Source organism: Shewanella sp. SM73 (assembly GCF_025653795.1).
Classification (GTDB): Bacteria; Pseudomonadota; Gammaproteobacteria; order Enterobacterales; family Shewanellaceae; genus Shewanella; species Shewanella oncorhynchi.
Window position 1 is genome coordinate 56,331 of record NZ_JAKKRY010000002.1, and the last position, 17,976, is coordinate 74,306.

Sequence of the window (17,976 nt, forward strand, 5' to 3'; positions counted from 1 at the left end):
TGATCATTTATCGTCGCCTTTCGAGTCATCTTTGTTGCAGCACAGCGGTTTTATCGGCGCATTGGTAACACTCACAATTTAGGATGGGACAGTCAGTATGTTATTTGCCAAACCCTCACTCACTGAAGAATCTCAATCGATTCGAGTTGCAAACACTAAGGGCGATAACCCACTGATTTGGCCGTTGCTTACGGTTTTACAAGCTTCAAATCAAAGTTGGAAAATCCATCACTTAGCCACTGAATTACAAACCCAAGGGCTGATCCACCAGCTTGATGAAAATCCGGGTAACGATTTATTCAAACGTAACTTCCTGCTGATGAACGCCCTGTTTGAGCTACAGGAAATATTACTGCCCAAGCAATGGCTACAAGTCAAAGCCATGGAAATTCAAATCTTCCGCTTAGTACCATCAAACGTTAACCTGCTGATAATGCAAGATACTTCCCTGCGTGAGTATTACCTTGATTGGAATAACTACGACACCAGCGAAAACGTAGTACGAGAATTACTTGAGGCATTCTGGAGCAATTATAAGAGCTATATTGGCTTAAATATCAATCTGATGAACAAAGGTAACGCGCTGCGAGTTTTCGAATTAGACGAGAGTGCTACCGCCCGTGATATCCGCAAGCAATGGCGTCGTTTAGCACTCAAATGGCACCCAGACAGGCCCGATGGCGATGCGGCGCGTTTTCGCGAGGTGTGCGAAGCTTGGCAGTCGCTTAGGGATATTGCGTAAGAATTTAGCCAGTGGTGATGCAGAACTGAGCTTTAATCAACATGCACCAACTTAGCGATGCGCTCCTGTCTATAGTCCTGCCAAATCTAAGGTAAAACTTCCATTGAGATCACAGATTTAGCCTACTAGCTTCATGCCAATTCAGTCATAATTAAGCCTTTCCATTTAACCTAAACCTATGTGTCAACGCTGCCATTTGGGCTAGCTTAACTCCTAGGTTGAAGCTCACTCTATCTCTTATGTTGACCGTTGAATGTCAACGATAACAACGACTGACATTGTGAATTCAATCCCACCGAATTTGAGGAAACTATGATTAAACAATTAGCCTTGGCTGTAACCTTAGCGATTGCACCATTGAGCACCTTTGCCGCCAATTTTGTTGAAGGCACACATTACACTCAAATCTCGACCAAAGCGCCTAGCAGCGAACCAAAACTCACTGAATTCTATTCATTTTATTGCCATAACTGCTTCAATATGGAAACCAACTATTTGCCTGATATCAAGGCAAACCTCAACAAACAGATAAGTTTCGACAATAAGCATGTCGACTTTATGAATAGCGACATTGGCACCGAAGTGATGCGTTCATTAGCCGTGATCCAAAGCGTTGATAACAAAGACGCCTTAACCCATGCCATGTTTACCGCAATCCAAGGTGCTGAGGGCGCAAACGGCCACGATCACAGTGCACCAGGCCATCAGCACGAGCCGCAAATTAACAGCCGTGATGACATCAAAAAAGTCTTCGCCCAATTTGGTGTCGATGCTGCTAAATACGATGAATTAGCCGATAGCAAAAGCACTAATGAAAAGCTTTCCCTGTGGCGCACCCAGCAGAATGAATTCAAAATCGACAGCGTACCCGCCTTTATCGTGAACGATAAATATGCGGTAAATTTAAACAGTATCAAAACCTTAGATGAGTTAGTTGGGTTAATTAACTACCTTGCTGTTGAGAAAGATGCCGCCCCCGCTAAAACCTCATCGGGTGGCAGTCTAGGCTGGTTATTTCTAGTCTTCGCCGCCGCAATTGGTGTGACCCGTCAGCAACGTCTTAGCTAATTCAAAACAATCGTTGGAATAAAAAATGGCCTCCAAATTAGGAGGCCATTTTTATGCATGTTCAATCCAAGTGATTGTTATAAGCGCTCAATATGGGTTCTGAAGTTTATTGCCGAATAAAATCAAGAATATGGCTCGCAGCCAAGACGAGATGTAGGATCAAGAAACCAATAAAAGCCTGCGCAAAGACTTGATGATAACCACGCCATGTCAGTGCCGTTGGCGTCCCTTGAACGATAAACCAAACTAGGCCCGTAACCCCTGTAGCCACTAGCAACAGCATGCCGATACCTTCTATGGCACTAAACAGCCCTTTGCCACCAGCGACGGGGAATTTGCCTTTAGCAAGTCCAACAATATCTTGCTTTAACTGTGTCCAATCGCCCGCCAACCAGCCAAAGTATTGGTGCCACTTGCAACGCAAGGTATTGCTGAGTAAAAAAAGAATCCCAAGCACAGTGCACGCTAAACCTAAATATACATGCAAATAATCCCAAAAACTGGCGTTATCGGGTATCCGTCGGCCCATAAAAATCCACGGACTGGCACACACGAGCAGGCTCGTCGACACGACAATCCAAACATGCAGTTGCGCCATAATGACTCGGCATAAGGAGCGAAGTTTAGTCATCATACTGCTCATATTTAATGCTCCTTTGCCCTTGTGACTAAGGCATACATACCGCTTTCAGGGCGCGAATAGAATAGGGCTAAATGAAGCACCGAAATTTGATATCAAGCTTAAGCGTTGTGGATCTGCTCACCAAACTCAGTCACTTTCTGCCAATCCGTGTATTCAACATTGGTAACAGGGTCCGTAGGTCCTTTCGTTAACCACATGATGAAACGGATAATATTTCTATCTAAAGCGTTATAGCCTTGGTAATTCAAGTTACCCCCAAAAACGCGCAGCAATTGTGGCCGCCAAGTGGTTTTACTTAAAAATGCCTGCATGTAAGGATTGGTCTCTGGGGTGTTTTTCTCGGGTTTACGTGCCACTAAGCTGACAGAGAAAAAACCACTGACCTTATCCGTCAATACGGCTTGATGCTTTTCAATAAACTCGTACAAACTTGGGTTATGTTTACCATGGCGAATACTGGCGCCTATGATGATTTTGTCGAACTCAGTGAGCACTGGAGCGGCCTTGATATCGGCAGTAACCACTTCATTCCCCAAAGCCGTTAACTGCTGTGCGAGCTTTTTAGCAATCTTTTGGGTCTGGCCGTGAACACTAGAGTAAATGATAAGAATTCTTTTCAATTTAGCCTCGATTAATCCCAAGCAAAATAACAATAAGCGGCCTAGAAAAGACGGTGCAGGCGACTTAATTTCGACTCTCTATGCCCGTTCGGCATATCAAATGACATCACAACGCTCAGACTAAATGCGCTAAAAGTAGCAATGGACACCCAGAGTCATTGGCATTCCAGTGGAATTTAACTTGGTATGCAAAAGTAAAATGACAATTATGATATTTCATACTAGGTGATTTACCCGCCAATTTACATGAAATAGATCACGGGCTTAGCGCCAAACACCCCAAGTATATGCGGTAGTTTTAACTGCCTCACAAAAATAACGCCTTAGGTATATTCTCGCTTTAGCGTCTTTGTAACCTAGGGAGTTAATTCGCCTAAACATTGTTACAAAATTGAAAGGGATAAGTCACACCTTATATAGCCAACCTAAGAAAAAAGCATTAGCATTTGAACACTTATCGCCTGAGTCCCTTATCCATGAAAGCTATTCAAGCAAAAGATCCTAAAGCACTCTTGCTGTGGATGACCTTTGTTATGTCGCTCGTGTTTGCCGTTTGGCAGGCATTGCTCAACAACTTCGTGATTGAGAAAGCCCAATTCACTGGTGCTGAAATCGGCATGTTACAAAGCCTGCGCGAAATCCCCGGCTTCTTAGCTTTTACGGCAATTTTTGTGCTGCTGCTCATTCGAGAACAAGCCTTCGCCCTGCTCTCGCTCGCCATTTTATGTATCGGCGTAGCGGTAACAGGTTTCTTTCCTCAGGTCATAGGCCTATATCTTACGACTGTGTTGATGTCTGTCGGGTTTCACTATTTTGAAACCATCAACCAATCGCTAACGCTGCAATGGGTCGATAAAAAAGACGCGGCGGGTTTTATGGGTAAAGCACTGGCGTGGCGTTCGGCGGCCGCTTTAGTCGGTTATGCCAGCATTTGGCTAGTAATGACTTGGTTGAAGCTAGACTACCTGCATATGTATTTGATTATAGGCGTATTAGGTCTCATCATTGTGCTAACCATAACATGGTATTACCCCAAGTTTGAGACAACGGAAATACAACACAAAAAAATCATACTGCGTAAACGCTATTGGCTCTATTACCTGCTCACCTTTTTTTCAGGTGCGAGGCGGCAAATTTTTATGGTATTTGCGGGCTTTATGATGGTTGAAAAGTTTGGTTATAGCGTCAGTGAAATCACTGCGCTGTTCTTAATCAACTATGCCGTTAATCTACTGTTTGCGCCTGCTATTGGTCGTTTGATTGGACGTATTGGTGAGCGTAATGCGCTTACTGTGGAATATATTGGACTCATCTTAGTCTTTATCAGCTATGCCCTAGTCGAACAAGCCCATATGGCGGCAGCACTCTACGTTATCGATCATTTACTTTTTGCGATGGCAATTGCGATGAAAACCTATTTTCAAAAAATCGCCGACAGCAAAGACATTGCCGCCACTATGTCAGTCAGTTTCACCATAAACCACATAGCCGCAGTGATTATTCCTGTGCTTTTGGGCTTATTATGGTTAACCGATCCCGCCTTTGTATTTTACATAGGGGCGGGCTTTGCCGTATGTTCGTTAATACTAGCGCTGAATGTTCCGCGCCATCCTGAACCGGGTAATGAAACCTTATGGTCTTGGCCAACTAAAAGTGCGAAATCAATCGCTAAAGTCGTTAAATAAAACGGCATAATAACGAACCAAAGAATTGGCTTAACGAGATGCTCAAACTAAAGAGATGAACATCTAAAGTGAGCTACAACCGAATGTAAGAGTTCACTAAGCCCACACCTCAACCACAGTGCAGGCTCAAGGATTAATAACGCGATGAAGGATTCAGATATTTTACTGTTGGCAGAAGAAGGCGAGTCAGCATCCGAGGTATCCGCTCGCAAAAAAGCCCTGCTACTTGGTCGCCAATTAGGGCTCGCCAGTGAGCAAGAATATCGCCCTGCGAACGCCTCAATTGCCGAGCGAGCTCAACATAGAGCACGCAAGTTATCGAGCGAATATCAGGCCAATGTGGAAACCATTTTTGCCTTAGCCCTCAGTTATACCCACTCAGATGTCACTGGGGTCGATCTTGATCCCGATTGGAGCCATCAATTTTTCTTGATGGCGGAACAAATCCATAACCGTAAGATGCAAGATTTGTGGGCTCGGATATTGTCGAGCGAGATAGTCAATCCGGGCAACTTCAGTCTACGTACCCTAGCGCTGCTCAAGCAACTGACTCACAGGGAAGCACAAATTCTAGAAAAAGCCCTTGGCATGGCGGCTAAGGTGAATAACGAGCAGCGCCTAAAACTCATCAGTGGCTACCGCTTGTCGGGTGGGATTGGCCAGTATTTCCGTAAAACCACCTCAGTCAATTTAGGCTTATCCCAGTTTGGGCTACCTTATTCCAGTATTTTGACCTTAGTCGATGCGGGAATACTTCACAGCAGTGAGTTCGAAACCGGCCTACTCAATAACAAAACACCAATTCAATTTGCCCTGCAAGGCATACAAATGAAGCTTACGCCCAAGAGCGGTAATCTGCTTTTTAGCTATTATCGCTTAACACCGATTGGTGATGAACTCGCCCAACTCGTGCAACCTAAGCCGGATCAAGAATACTTGAAGGCTCTGCAGCTCTTGTTTGCTAAAGACTTTAAAATAGAATAATGCTCACGCCATAAAAAATTATGAATCAATGGTATAAGCAGTAAAACCCAGAAATAACAAAGGAGCCTAAAGGCTCCTTTTAAGCAAGATAAGGGCTAAATGTTAAGCTAGCGCTTTTGCCTTATCGGCATTAATGACATTGATCGCCGTTAAATAATCGATTAATGCACGCACTTGAGTCACTAAATCGCCTTTGCTGGTATCTATGGTTAACTCGGCGGCTAATGGCGCTTCATAGGGTGATGAAATACCAGTGAAATTGCTAATTTCGCCACTGCGCGCTTTCACATATAACCCCTTAGGGTCACGCTGCTCGCACACGCTCAAAGGCGTCGCTACATGCACTTCAATAAACTGCCCCGCAGGAAAACGGGCACGAATACCATCACGTTCTTCACGGGTCGGGGAAATAAAGGCCGATAACACCACAAGCCCCGCATCCACCATCAATTTAGCCACTTCGCCCACACGACGCAGGTTCTCATCACGGTCTTCAACCGTAAACCCTAAATCTTTACACAGACCATGGCGCACATTATCACCATCGAGCAAATAAGTGTGGAATCCCGCCTCAAATAACGCCCGCTCTAATGCACCCGCCAGTGTTGACTTGCCCGCGCCAGAAAGTCCGGTAAACCAAAGTAGTACTGGGTTTTGGCCTTTCTGCTCGGCTCTGGCGGCTTGGTCTACAGGATGTTGATGCCACACGATATTTGTCATAAAAACTCCTCAATCCCCATGTTGACTAACCGCTAACATAAGGGCAATAAACTCAAGCTAATCACTAAAATGGAAAGATGATCGGCACCATAAATATCACTATCAGGGAATACAGCACAGATAACGGCAATCCAAGGCGGACAAAGTCACTGAAGCGATAATTACCCGCATTAAATACCATCAAATTGGTCTGATAGCCGTAGGGTGAAATAAAGCTCGCGCTGGCACCAAAGACAACGGCCATAATAAAGGGCCTTGCATCGACACCGTAATTAAGCGCAATCGCGTAAGCAATAGGGAACGCCAGCGCCGCCGCTGCGTTATTGGTCACCAGTTCAGTCAGCAATAAAGTCATTAAATACACGCCGACAAAAGCGCCAAATACCCCATAACCGTTAATAACTGAGAGTAATCCTTGGGCTAAACTGTTCGCAAGGCCTGTACTCATCATCAAGTTGGCAAGCCCTAACGCACTCCCCACTATCACCACTAATTCCAATGGGAAACGGCGTTTAAGCTCAGCCAGTGTGACTGCGCCTATGGCAAAATAACTGAGCAGCAATATCACTAAACTTTTAGCCAAGGGTAATATGCCAGTGACACTCAGGATGATCGTTGCCGCAAAGCCCAGCAATACCCAACGACCACGACGACTGTCTAGACGCACATTCAAATCTAAGCCACTGATCGCTGCAAACTCTGAACTCAGCTTTGCGCTATTGCTAAAACCATCACCTGGCGTCAATAACAACACATCACCGGGTTGCAGAATAATGTCACCGAGTCCACCCTTCAGCGGATGATTTCCGCGGCGAATGGCCATCACAGCCGCATCAAATTGCTCACGAAAACGCGATGCTTTCAATGAACTACCCACTAAACTGGACGACGGTGCGAGTACAGCTTCAACTAAATTTTGTCCTTTGGCTTGATGTTTACCAAACCAATCTAAACCATCGAATTGGTGCAATAACTCAACCGATTCCACCGCGCCACTAAAGCGCAGCACATCGTCCGCTTGCAACACTAACTGGGGCGGCACAGGGCAAATACAAATGCCACTGCGTTCTAATTCAACCAGATATAACTTTTTTAGTGCCCTAAGTTTGTTATCCACCACACTGCGACCGACCAAGGACGAACCTTTCGCCACATGGGCTTCGAGCAAATATGGCAGCGCTTCTTCACCTGATTCTTCCCGTCTGTCGGGCAGAATGTTCGCCAGTAAGGTCAGTAACAAGATGCCTGCGACGACGATCACCACTGCAACTGGCGTAAACTCGAAGAAGCCTAAGGCGGGTAAGCCGGCGTTTTCTACAAAGGAGTTCACAATCAAGTTGGTCGAGGTACCAATCAGGGTCAGTGTGCCACCTAAAATTGCCGCATAATTTAACGGCAATAATAACTTAGCCGGCGCGTGAGCCTGATTGCGGCGCACAACACCAATCAGTGATGCCACGACCGCAGTGTTATTGGTAAATGACGACAGCAAAGCCGTCGAAAAACCGAGCTTTGCCATTGTCATAGGCAAAGAACTATTGCCTATGACTTGACTCAACTTTCCCAGCAGGGACGTTTTTTCTAACGCCGTCGCGGCCAACACCAACAGGACCAACGTGACTAAGCCAATATTGGTAAAGCTTGTTAATGCGGTATCGAGCGCAACCATGCCAAGCAAATAACAGAGCAAAAATGCAAATAAAAACAATACCGCTGGATTGATACGGCCACTAATTAAGCCAGCCACAAGCCCTATCAAAATAATCGCTAATAGCCACAAGTCACTCACGAATTAAGCTCCAAGCTTAGTGATATCTATCGCTTGCCAATGGGGGAAGTGTTTACGCACTAAGGCATTAAACTCGACTTCAAAGGCACTAAATTGTGACGCTGTTTGCTTGTTAACATGTTGACCCGACACCACCATAACCGCGGCAACCGTCGCATTACTCAGGCGGTCGATTAAGATCATTCCGCCGGTATCGCGTACTAACGAATATGCATCAAACACTATGTCTTCGGTCAGCTCTAAGGTCACACGCGCAATCGCGTTTAACCCAAGAGTGTCCGTCGCACTGCGCGCTAAGGTGTTAACGTCAACCACATAATCGATAGCAGTCACAGAGGCTTGCGTCTTCTTACCAGCCACTTTGATGTCGTATAACTGACCGAGTTGTAATGGCTTTTCATCCATCCACACTATATCAGCGCTGATCACGTTAGCAACGGCTGGCGCAGAATCCGGTCTTGCCAGTAAATCGCCACGGGAAATATCAATTTCATCTTCCAGCGTGATAGTCACAGCTTGGCCTGCAACCGCTTCTTGTATGTCGCCATCGAAGGTCACAATACGTTCAACCTTGCTGCGTTTGCCCGATGGCAAAGCGACTAACTCGTCGCCGACATTAATGATGCCAGAGGCTAAAGTGCCCGCAAAACCGCGAAAATCTAAGTGAGGGCGCGACACATATTGCACAGGGAAACGCACAGGCAATGAGCTGAGTTCACGCTGAGTATCAATGGTTTCTAACAGTTCAAGCAGTGTACCGCCTTGATACCAGTCGCTTTGAGTGCTGCGCTCAACCACGTTGTCACCATTAAGCGCCGATAACGGCACAAAGTGGATATCGAGGTTGCCGAAATCTTTAACGAAATCCGTAAAATCGGCACGAATACGGTTGAATACTTGCTCGTCAAACCCAAGCAAATCCATTTTATTAATAGCAACAACAAAGTGACGAATCCCCAGTAATGACGCGATAAACGCATGGCGCTTAGTCTGAGTCTGCACGCCGTAGCGGGCATCGACTAAAATCACCGCTAAATCACAGGTCGATGCACCCGTTGCCATGTTGCGAGTGTACTGCTCATGCCCTGGCGTATCGGCGATGATGAACTTGCGCTTATCACTTGAAAAATAACGATAAGCCACATCGATAGTGATGCCCTGCTCGCGCTCAGCTTGTAGGCCATCCACCAGTAAGGCTAAGTCAATGGCTTCACCTGTGGTGCCCATCTTGGCGCTGTCGCTCTTGAGGCTCGCTAATTGATCTTCATAGATCTGCGCGCTGTCGTGTAACAGACGGCCGATTAAGGTACTTTTACCATCGTCGACACTGCCACAGGTTAAAAAGCGCAGTAAGCCTTTGTGCTGCTGCAGGGCTAGATATTCTTTCACACCATGGAGGGTAATTTCTGCCGCCATGAGATTGGTTTTATTGACCGCTTTGTCCATCATATTCTCACTCTTGATCTGCTTGGCTGAAGGTCGCGCTGATTAGCGCCACCTTCGCGAAATAGGGTTAACCTTGCCGAGATTAGAAGTAGCCTTGACGCTTCTTCTGCTCCATAGAGGCACTTTGATCTGAGTCGATCAATCGGCCCTGACGTTCGCTCGAACGGGTTAACAGCATTTCTTCAATAATCTTTTCTAGACTGTCGGCCTCAGAATACATGGCGGCCGTGAGTGGGTAGCAACCTAAGGTTCTAAAACGCACCACTGCTTCTTTAATCTGCTCGCCCTCGGCTAACTTCATCCGCTCGTCATCAGCCATGATTAACTGACCACCGCGCTCAACCACTTGACGTTTAGCAGCAAAGTACAAAGGCACTAACTCAATGTTTTCTTGATAAATATATTGCCAAATATCCAGCTCAGTCCAGTTAGATAATGGGAACACGCGAATACTTTCGCCCTTGTTCACTGCGCCGTTATAGGTACGCCATAATTCTGGACGTTGGTTTTTAGGGTCCCATCTGTGGTGACGGTCGCGGAAGGAATACACGCGCTCTTTGGCGCGAGATTTTTCTTCATCGCGGCGAGCCCCACCGAAAGCCGCATCGAAACCGTATTGGTTAAGTGCTTGCTTTAAACCTTGGGTTTTCATGATGTCAGTGTGTTTTGCACTGCCATGGTCGAAGGGGTTAATTCCCTGCGCCAAACCTTCTGGATTGATGTGCGTCAGTAACTCGAAGCCAAATTTCTTTGCCTGCGCATCACGAAACGCGATCATCTCTTTGAATTTCCAACCTGTATCGACATGCAGCAGCGGGAATGGGATCTTGCCTGGATAAAAGGCTTTACGTGCTAAATGCAACATAACGGAAGAATCTTTCCCGATGGAATACAACATCACAGGATTATCGAATTCGGCTGCAACTTCACGAATGATCTGAATGCTCTCAGCTTCCAGTTGTTGTAAGTGGCTTAGTTCACGCCCGGCCATACTATTCTCCGTTACCTTAAATTCGCCGTGTTACCACAGCATGGATTAGCTCAATTTGTTTAACTGCTTAATAGCTTTAACTGTTTGCGGCTTAGTTTATCGACGCGACGGCCGAGACTCTAACCGATTGAGTCAGCTCATCACTGGCTTGAGTCGATTCAATCGCTTCAGGTTTGAACCAATGCAAGGTGTCACTCAGCGTGACAACTTCACCTATGATCATCAAAGCTGGCATTTGTAATTCTGGATCGGCGGCAAGCTGTTCAAGCTCACCTAAACGGCCGATAAAACGACGTTGCTCTTTAGTGGTTGCCTTTGACACTATCGCCACGGGTGTTTCAGGGCTTCGGCCCGCATCGACTAAACCTTGGCGAATAATGCCTGCGTTCAGAATCCCCATATACACGACTAAGGTATTGTTAGGATTAGCATAACCTTGCCAATCCATAGGGCGACTCTCTAACTGACAATGACCAGTGATAAAAGTGACGCCTTGGGCATGGTCTCTGTGGGTTAGGGGAATTCCCGCATAGGCTGACGTGCCGCTGGCAGCGGTAATGCCGGGAACGACTTCAAACTCAACCCCAGCTTCAACTAAGGTTTGTAACTCTTCACCCCCGCGACCGAAAATAAAAGGATCGCCACCTTTAAGGCGCACCACATTTTTACGAGTGTAGGCTTTAGTGACGAGTAACTGATTAATCTCGTCCTGTGCGGCGCTATGCTTGCCCGCACGTTTACCTACGGCAATCTTCTCAGCGTCTTTGGGAATAAGATCGAGGATATCTTGGCTGACTAAAGCGTCGTATAGCACTGCATCAGCGGTTTTAAGGATGCGCCATGCCTTTAACGTCAATAGCTCAACGTCGCCGGGGCCGGCACCCACCAGCCAGACTTTGCCTTTGGCCGCTTGGCCCGGTAAAGAGAAAATTTCCATCAGAATCCCCAAGATCACTTTAGTCTGTAGAAATATAGCGCGTCTTATATTCCATAATAAATAGATAATTATTAGTTTTTATATCATTTAGATATAAAAGAATGAGTGACCACTCACTTAAAGTGGGGAAAACCTTAGGTTTCAAAATCAAAAATGCCCTAAATCCAGGTTAACCCATTGAAATAAAAATGACTTAATAAGATTAAGCTAATTGCATCAAATTAATTTCTGTCCGCTAAGTGCATGATTTTGGGACTATGTTATTGCCAAAAATTCTACCTAAATATATCTCTATGTGACTAAAAATGGCTGACTACAAGATTTGTCATTAAGTGACACAGGATTTTTCCATAACCATAAATTCACTTTCTAATGTTAAGCTGGAAATAACTATCTTTGTTGAGTACGACTGACAAATAAATAAACACATCAAGGAGGGCAGATGAAACCACTTTACTCAGGTATTGCATTGGCAGGGCTATTAGCCTGTACGGACATAAATGCCGAAGAATCATTAGTAAAAGGAAGAGTAAAAGATGAACTTGCCACGGCGGATCTACCTTTTGTGATTACGCCACATAAAGTGAATTACCTTTTACCAGTCACCTACAGCCCAGATCCCAACATGGCACCTTTCACCGAAGATGCAATACTCAACCCCTATTCATTAGATGAGTTTGAGGCTAAGTTCCAAATCAGTTTTAAATTTCCTATTTGGTACAATGTGTTTGGTGATAATGGCCATTTATTTTTTGCTTACACCAATCAATCCTATTGGCAGGTTTATAACAAAGACACTTCATCACCTTTTAGGGAAACCAATCACGAACCTGAAGTCTTTATGCTGTTTAATAACGATTGGAAAATTGGCAGTGTGACCAATTCCTTTTGGGGGTTTGGTGCCGTACATCAATCGAATGGTAAAGCAGGGCCACTTTCCCGCAGCTGGAATCGCCTCTATGCCACTATGATTTTTGATGCAGGCCCACTCGCCTTCTCCACCAAAGTGTGGTGGCGTATTCCTGAAGATGAAAAAACAGATCCATATAAAGCCAGCGGCGACGATAACCCGAATATTGATGACTATATAGGTAAAGCAGAGTTTATTGGCGTTTATGGTATTGATGAACATAGATTCACTTTAACCGTTAAAACGAATCTAGAAGATATCGACAGAGGCTCAGCAGAACTGACTTGGAGTCATCCTATCGTCGGCAACTTACGCTTTTATACTCAATACTTTAATGGTTATGGCGAAAGCCTAATCGATTACAACTATCATAATCAACGTATTGGTATCGGAATTTCACTCAACGATATTCTTTAAGAAAGATATACCCACTTGATCCCGCTATTTAAGATTGTTTGGGTATATAAAGTGACTAAGTACAAAAATCGACCATAATTTGCTGCTAATCTACCAAACCTGCTGCTAAATTGCTCAGATGGACCTGAGTTTAGGGCAGAGCAGGACGATTTACATTGATCCGAATGGCATTTAAGCCGATAGTCGCACACCTTTTTGTGCCCTGAAGCAGCGCCTTAACATCATGGAGGAATATGAGTTTTAGCTACCGCAGCATAGTCATGCTACTCAGTGTCATTATTTTCGCGAGCTTACTTAAGCTCGCGTTTTTCGCTGTGCCAAAAGATAGCGCTGCACCAGTGCTGAATGCACAAGAGGTACGCCAAGATCTCTATGCCTTATTGGATCAAATCGAGCAACACTCAGCGTTTTATGCCTTAACGGCCGACAAAGCCAACCCGCAGCTTAAATTTATGGCTAGCCTTATTGTTGAACAGTATCAAGATATTACTCCCAATGATCGCTTTGCTGCTGAAGTCACTAAATTACTCAATACCCTCAAAGATCCAGGCGCTCAAGTGCATAACTTCGATGCTCAAAGCGGCGATCTCCCGTTAATGCTAAGGCCAGTCAACGACCAATGGTTAGCCTTGGATAACGATAATAATCCAGTCAACAACGACTTTCCCTTTATCACTCATATCGATGGTTTACCTATGAGCAAATGGGTAGCGACCAGCCAAGCCTACTTACCTGAGCCGGCAAAACAGAGTCAAGAAATGCAGTTACCTTGGCTGAAAAAACTTAACCTACTGCGCGAAGACTTAGGACTCAGCATAAAGCCCTATGTGGTTATTACGCTAATTAATGATGATCTGCAAAGCCAGCAGGTGACTCTCGCCCTGCCAAGCCATAAACCGCAAGTTCAATTAGCAACTATCAATGAAAAAGACGAGACTCAAGATATTAATGTGCTCGAATTTATTAACCAATTATCTCAATTTGAGCGCACCGAATTTCAAGACATGCCAAATCAATTAGAGACGGTCAACAATACGACGGTCAAACTTAAGATCAGCGATCTCTACGCCTTTGAATTAGATAAAGAACAACAGCAAGAACTGCTCAAAGGCATGACACATCCATTACTGATCATTGATTTACGTGATGCCAGTGGCTTTAGTCCGAAATTATTGACTATGCTGTCGCGATATCAAGATGCGGATTTAAATAACACTTTAGCACCTAATGTGATGGGATTTGCGCACTATCGCCGCTCACCAGAGCTGAGAAATGATTATCTACAGCCGCTCAATTTTATGCCTCTGGATGCGTTAGAGTACAGTCCTCCTAGGCTCAAATCTCTCACCCGTAACTTACCCTCTGTCGATAAAGAGAAATTCAGCCCTTGGTATGTTCGCACTAAGCCTGCGGTGGCTCCTGAAGGGCGAAATCGCTTAGCGCTACTCGTGAGTCCCCATTGTCGCCAAGAATGCGAGTGGATTGCCTATCGTACTAAATCTTGGTCTAGGGCAAATTTGATTGGTGAAAAAACCTCAGGCGACTTTGCACGTCAGTATCATTTCAAACTGCCAAACAGTGGATTAAACATAAGATTCAGCAGTTCGTTAACCTATGATGCACAGGGGAGACTCCTGTCCGGTATTGGGACTGAACCGGATATTTTGCTCCCTCAGAACAGTGATATTCAATGGCAAGGGCTCGTTAGTTTAATGCGCTCCGCCAAGCCCAAAGCGCAACTTGTTCTGCCAGCACAGCACACTAAGTTGGCTCAAGCTAAGCTAAATTAAGCCAAAAAAAGAGCCAGCAATCTGCTGGCTCATTTCAAACAAATATGAGTTTACTAACGCATTACTTCTTTTCAGTCGCTTTAGAATTGGCGACTGAACCTATGACCAAGCCTTGCTTATTCACATCGAAGCTCATTTGAACTCGCATGTTGTAATCTTTAAGCATTTGCATTTCTTCAGGGATCGGCTCACCGCTCATTTCTAACAGTGTTAGCACTGGCGTAAACATCTTGCCGTAATCAGCAGACAAGCTGTACATGCCATTCGCTGACAGTTTCTCGCCTGCTAATTTGTTGGCTAAAGCTAAGCCTTTATCACCGCTATACACCACTAAATGTTGACCTTTAATCGCCAGCATTGGCTTAACACCTAACTCTGGAGGCAACATCAATATTGGAGATAAATCAGTAGCATCGCCGTTATCGGCTAATTGCACTTCAGCCAGCATAGGGGCGAAAGGTTTGACCATATTGAACAACATGGATGGGTTTTCGGCGCTGAGGCTGACTAAAGCATCTAAACTTTCTAACTTAGGCTCTTGATCTTGTGTGCTCATTTTAAAATCGAGCAATGAAACGCTCATGCCTTTCACACCGTTAGCCATACCAGTGAACATGCCTAGCATAGCTGGGCTCTGTTGGCTCAACTCAGCCTGCAACTCTGCCAATGGTGCACAGGTCAGTTGCGGCTTTTGCAGATCATCCCAAATAGCCGTTAATGAAGGGGTAATTTCATTGATATCTAAACCTATACCCATGGAGAAGATAGTGCTGTCGATATCCGCCAGATGCGATGGAATAAAACCACGCATCTTTTGCATTGCCGCAAGAATAGGTTGATTCTTCGTTTCGACAACAAATGAAGCCGCCATATGGCTTTCTTTTTCAGTCACAGAAAACGCCGTTAAACCAGCAACGGTACGCGGCCAGTTAACGGCAATCGCTGTCAGTTCGGTACGACATTCTGGTGTTCTGATTTGAGCTAATGGATCTTCACCCTCGCTTTCATCAGCAAAAAATTGAGTCAGTTGCTTAGCTAGCATATTGCTATCTGCAGAGGTCAATGCCTTTACAATTTCCACATGGTTAATAAAGCTAATACTGTCATCTTTAAAACCATGGGTCTTAATAATATCTTCTAATATGCCAGAAGCGGCTAATGACTGCGGCGCCTTCTTAATACCAAATGCCATTTCTAATAACTCAGGCTCGGTAATAGAGGTGCTGAAAGTCATCGTTAATATGCCATCTTTCTGGGCAAATAACAGTTCAGCTTTTTCTGCTGAGCTTTCATCCGATAGTGCATAAGCGCGATAATCAACATCGCCCACTTTACGAATTTCGTGGGTTACACCACTGTCTTTTTCGGCTTTATCTAATACAGCCCAAAATGCTTCGGCCTGATTAACATCAATCTTTAATACTGGCAAAGCACCTAAAGTATAAATATAAGGTTTAACTTCATCGGGGAAACCGAAGGTTTTTAACAGTAAGGCAGGATCTTTCATCCCATCCATATACTGCTGATAAATGCTAACGAAGAACTTGCCCATAGGGCTATCCTGCACACCGAGTTCATCAAGCGTATTACTTGGATATTGCTGATAATTTCCAGAAATAGACTGTAAATACGCTTTTAACGGGAAGGGTTTTAACTGGCCCGAAAATATCGGCGTATCGGCAGGCACATAGTCGAGCAAAGGATTAGCAGAAGCACTAGAACCCGCGCCATTCTGCATATACCAATAACCACCAGCACCTGCTGCAATAATTGCCGCGGCAATCACAATCTTTTTCATTTAAGAAACTCCATTTAATGACATTCAATTTTATGAAAACAATACCTAAAGAACTCACCTTAGGTATTTAAATATTTATCCGCTCTTACATATCCCTTATGCAGATAATGCAAAATCAGAAAACGCAACGACTCAGCCCTACGCAATACAAACCCAGTTTAAAATGCTTAGGCTAAGCGAAACTAAGGTATAAAATTTTCCCGATAATTTAACATTAAACCGACACAGAAGCGAACAGGATAGGAGTTCGCAGCATTAAAAACGCATTAGAATTAACGTTTATTAAACATAACTCCAATCTTATTTCAATTCGGTAATAAAACATCTCAAAGTCATCGACGATTAAGCAAAGAACTCAATGACAAATTAAGCTCATCTCACTCAAACTAACTCACCAGAGCGTCATCGTGCTTCGTGGACTTTTTTAAGCGTGACATCACCTAGCTGGCGCATTTGCTTACGGATCCAAGCTGAGCGCTGCTGCACATAGGATGACGGTGGAGACACCTTATAGCGCCAAGGATTGGGTAAAATGGCTGCGAGTAATGAGGCCTCGTATTGGGTGAGTTTTGCCGCTGACTTTCCAAAATAATGCTTTGATGCCGCTTCGGCGCCATAAATGCCTGGACCAAATTCTACAATATTTAAATACACTTCAAGAATACGCGACTTATCCCAAGTCAACTCCATCAATAACGTAAACCAAGCCTCCAATCCCTTACGAAAGAAACTGCGACTCGACCACATAAAAAGGTTTTTCGCCGCCTGCTGACTTAAGGTACTTGCCCCACGGACTTTGGTGCCTTTTTGGTTGTATTTCAGCGCCGAACTTATCGCGGCTAAATCGAATCCAGTATGCTCAACAAAACGTTGATCTTCCGCAGCAATCACAGCCAATTGTAATTCGGGAGAAATTTGCGCTAAATCGCGCCATTGATGCCTGATCTCACCGATAGGAGCAGGTGGAAATAAGGCACGCTCGATACGCCAAGTCCACATAGGAGGATCGACGAATCGTAGTAGGATCACTAATAAAATTGAGCAAATAAATGCCCAAACTAATCCCTTAAATAACCAAGACAATAAACGACGAAAACCACGCTTTCGTCTCTGAGGTGCTGGGTCACTCGACTTGTTAACACTTGGACGCCTGACATGATCTCGCATCGCATATAAAGGGGCCGTCATTTATACCATCTCATCCACACACTCTCATTTCTTGTTTCTCATCTATCCAGTCAAGCCATCCCATTGCAAGGATTCTTTGGGGCAACCTAGGCTTACAGAAAATATTCTAAAGCTTTACGCGAGTTGCAAGCTGATCATGCTACGAGAGTAAAGGAAACACCAAGGATATCTTACTCGATAATCAAAGATAGGTTGAGAAATAACCATAACAAGAACAAATCACTATTGGAGATTGACTGGGGTCGACT

Annotated in this window: 15 protein-coding genes; 6 read left to right on the forward strand and 9 right to left on the reverse strand. The window is 44.8% G+C overall.

What is annotated here, in order from left to right:
- Positions 1–97: 97 nt before the first annotated feature.
- Positions 98–742 carry a DNA-J related domain-containing protein gene (locus tag L5M51_RS03485; protein WP_131524261.1) on the forward strand — a complete coding sequence of 215 codons (645 nt, stop codon included), beginning with the start codon at positions 98–100 and terminating at the stop codon, positions 740–742.
- A gap of 312 nt (positions 743–1,054) precedes the next feature.
- Positions 1,055–1,810 carry a DsbA family protein gene (locus tag L5M51_RS03490; protein WP_263171622.1) on the forward strand — a complete coding sequence of 252 codons (756 nt, stop codon included), beginning with the start codon at positions 1,055–1,057 and terminating at the stop codon, positions 1,808–1,810.
- 106 nt (positions 1,811–1,916) lie between these two features.
- Here L5M51_RS03490 and L5M51_RS03495 read toward each other — a convergent pair whose 3' ends face one another.
- Together L5M51_RS03495 and hemG are read right to left on the reverse strand one after the other, a co-directional pair.
- Complete coding sequence (locus L5M51_RS03495; RefSeq protein ID WP_263171894.1) at positions 1,917–2,444, reverse strand: cytochrome b/b6 domain-containing protein; 528 nt, start codon at positions 2,442–2,444, stop codon at positions 1,917–1,919.
- A gap of 107 nt (positions 2,445–2,551) precedes the next feature.
- The gene (hemG, locus tag L5M51_RS03500; protein ID WP_212599409.1) at positions 2,552–3,073 is read right to left on the reverse strand and encodes a menaquinone-dependent protoporphyrinogen IX dehydrogenase; all 522 of its coding nucleotides are present in this window, start codon (positions 3,071–3,073) and stop codon (positions 2,552–2,554) included.
- A gap of 476 nt (positions 3,074–3,549) precedes the next feature.
- Here hemG and L5M51_RS03505 point away from each other — a divergent pair, with 476 nt between their 5' ends.
- Both L5M51_RS03505 and L5M51_RS03510 read left to right on the forward strand, forming a co-directional pair.
- On the forward strand, positions 3,550–4,758 hold the full coding sequence (locus L5M51_RS03505; RefSeq protein WP_168822615.1) for an MFS transporter: 1,209 nt from the start codon (positions 3,550–3,552) through the stop codon (positions 4,756–4,758).
- A 144-nt stretch (positions 4,759–4,902) separates the two neighbouring features.
- On the forward strand, positions 4,903–5,742 hold the full coding sequence (locus L5M51_RS03510) for a TIGR03899 family protein (protein WP_028761753.1): 840 nt from the start codon (positions 4,903–4,905) through the stop codon (positions 5,740–5,742).
- Between the two features lie 102 nt (positions 5,743–5,844).
- Here the strand turns inward: L5M51_RS03510 and cysC are convergent, their stop codons facing one another.
- The 5 genes from cysC to cobA all read right to left on the reverse strand — a co-directional run bounded on the left by cysC (position 5,845) and on the right by cobA (position 11,625).
- Positions 5,845–6,462 (reverse strand): adenylyl-sulfate kinase, encoded by a 618-nt coding sequence (cysC, locus tag L5M51_RS03515; protein WP_105251589.1) that lies wholly within the window; start codon positions 6,460–6,462, stop codon positions 5,845–5,847.
- Positions 6,463–6,526: 64 nt separating this feature from the next.
- Positions 6,527–8,251, reverse strand: coding sequence for an SLC13 family permease (locus L5M51_RS03520; protein ID WP_263171623.1), 1,725 nt, complete (start codon positions 8,249–8,251; stop codon positions 6,527–6,529).
- A gap of 3 nt (positions 8,252–8,254) precedes the next feature.
- Positions 8,255–9,697 carry a sulfate adenylyltransferase subunit CysN gene (cysN, locus tag L5M51_RS03525; RefSeq protein ID WP_263171895.1) on the reverse strand — a complete coding sequence of 481 codons (1,443 nt, stop codon included), beginning with the start codon at positions 9,695–9,697 and terminating at the stop codon, positions 8,255–8,257.
- An 82-nt stretch (positions 9,698–9,779) separates the two neighbouring features.
- On the reverse strand, positions 9,780–10,688 hold the full coding sequence (gene cysD / locus L5M51_RS03530; RefSeq protein WP_263171624.1) for a sulfate adenylyltransferase subunit CysD: 909 nt from the start codon (positions 10,686–10,688) through the stop codon (positions 9,780–9,782).
- 91 nt (positions 10,689–10,779) lie between these two features.
- Positions 10,780–11,625, reverse strand: coding sequence for a uroporphyrinogen-III C-methyltransferase (gene cobA / locus L5M51_RS03535; RefSeq protein ID WP_263171625.1), 846 nt, complete (start codon positions 11,623–11,625; stop codon positions 10,780–10,782).
- Positions 11,626–12,067: 442 nt separating this feature from the next.
- Between cobA and L5M51_RS03540 the strand changes: the two genes are divergently transcribed.
- Both L5M51_RS03540 and L5M51_RS03545 read left to right on the forward strand, forming a co-directional pair.
- Positions 12,068–12,952 (forward strand): phospholipase A, encoded by an 885-nt coding sequence (locus L5M51_RS03540; protein ID WP_113939007.1) that lies wholly within the window; start codon positions 12,068–12,070, stop codon positions 12,950–12,952.
- A gap of 233 nt (positions 12,953–13,185) precedes the next feature.
- Entirely contained in the window at positions 13,186–14,742 is a 1,557-nt protein-coding gene (locus L5M51_RS03545; protein ID WP_263171627.1) for a S41 family peptidase, read from the forward strand.
- A gap of 61 nt (positions 14,743–14,803) precedes the next feature.
- Here the strand turns inward: L5M51_RS03545 and L5M51_RS03550 are convergent, their stop codons facing one another.
- Entirely contained in the window at positions 14,804–16,540 is a 1,737-nt protein-coding gene (locus L5M51_RS03550) for a hypothetical protein (RefSeq protein ID WP_263171628.1), read from the reverse strand.
- A 402-nt stretch (positions 16,541–16,942) separates the two neighbouring features.
- Positions 16,943–17,728 (reverse strand): monofunctional biosynthetic peptidoglycan transglycosylase, encoded by a 786-nt coding sequence (mtgA, locus tag L5M51_RS03555; protein ID WP_105251581.1) that lies wholly within the window; start codon positions 17,726–17,728, stop codon positions 16,943–16,945.
- Positions 17,729–17,976: the final 248 nt, after the last annotated feature.